The sequence below is a fragment of the Streptomyces sp. 13-12-16 genome, from assembly GCF_002114215.1.
In the GTDB taxonomy this organism is placed as follows: domain Bacteria; phylum Actinomycetota; class Actinomycetes; order Streptomycetales; family Streptomycetaceae; genus Streptomyces.
This window is the reverse complement of record NZ_NCTE01001342.1, coordinates 1-836: the sequence shown is the minus strand read 5'-3', so window position 1 is coordinate 836 and position 836 is coordinate 1. Positions and strand designations below refer to the sequence as shown.

3 protein-coding genes are annotated in these 836 nt (G+C 77.0%); all 3 read left to right on the top strand.

Annotation, left to right across the window (positions count from 1 at the left end):
• A partial coding sequence (locus B7767_RS40710) for an FAD-binding oxidoreductase (protein WP_143652942.1) occupies window positions 1–286 on the top strand: 286 nt, incomplete at its 5' end.
• Window positions 283–582 carry a (2Fe-2S)-binding protein gene (locus B7767_RS40705; RefSeq protein ID WP_085576289.1) on the top strand — a complete coding sequence of 100 codons (300 nt, stop codon included), beginning with the start codon at window positions 283–285 and terminating at the stop codon, window positions 580–582. The genes B7767_RS40710 and B7767_RS40705, both read left to right, overlap by 4 nt.
• Window positions 572–836 (top strand): FAD-dependent oxidoreductase (locus B7767_RS40700; RefSeq protein WP_143652941.1); only part of this gene is annotated, 265 nt, incomplete at its 3' end. The genes B7767_RS40705 and B7767_RS40700, both read left to right, overlap by 11 nt.

Here is an 836-nt window from a genome sequence, read left to right as displayed (position 1 = left end):
GGGGGGGGGGGCGCCCCGCCTGTTCCCCTTCCTGTCCGGCGTCCGGGCCCTGCGCGCGTACGCCGGCTTCCGGCCGTATCTGCCCGACCACCTCCCCGCGATCGGACCCGACCCCCGGGTGCCCGGACTGTTCCACGCGTGCGGCCACGAGGGCGCGGGCATCGGACTGGCCACCGGCACCGGCCTGCTGATCGCCCGGGCCCTGACCGGAGGGGCGCCGGAACTGGACCTCACCCCGTTCCGGCCCGACCGCTTCCCCCGTACGACGAAGGAGGCCGAGCGGTGAATCCGCTGGAACTCGCCGGGGCGGCGCCCGGACCCGCCTTCGAGGTCACCTTCGACGGACGGAGCATCGAGGCACTGCCCGGCCGGACGGTCGCCGCCGTGCTGTGGGCCGCGGGCATCACCTCGTGGCGCACCACCCGGGGCGGCGGACGCCCCCGCGGGGTGTTCTGCGGGATCGGGGTGTGCTTCGACTGCCTGGTCACCGTGAACGACCGCCCCGACCAGCGGGCCTGTCTGGTCCCGGCCCGGCCGGGCGACGTGATCCGCAGCCAGGAGGGGACGGGCCGTGCGGACTGACCTCGTGGTGATCGGCGCGGGACCGGCGGGACTCGCCGCGGCCCTCGCGGCGGACCGGCGCGGTCTGCGGGTCGCCCTGGTCGACGCGGCTCCGCAACCGGGCGGGCAGTTCTACCGGCAGCCCGCCGCCGGACTCCGCGCGGAACGCCCCCGGGCCCTGCACCACCGGTGGCGCACCTGGGCCGGGCTGCGGGACCGGCTCGCCACGAGCTCCGTGCGCGTGCTGACCGAGCACCACGTGTGGTGCGTGGAAC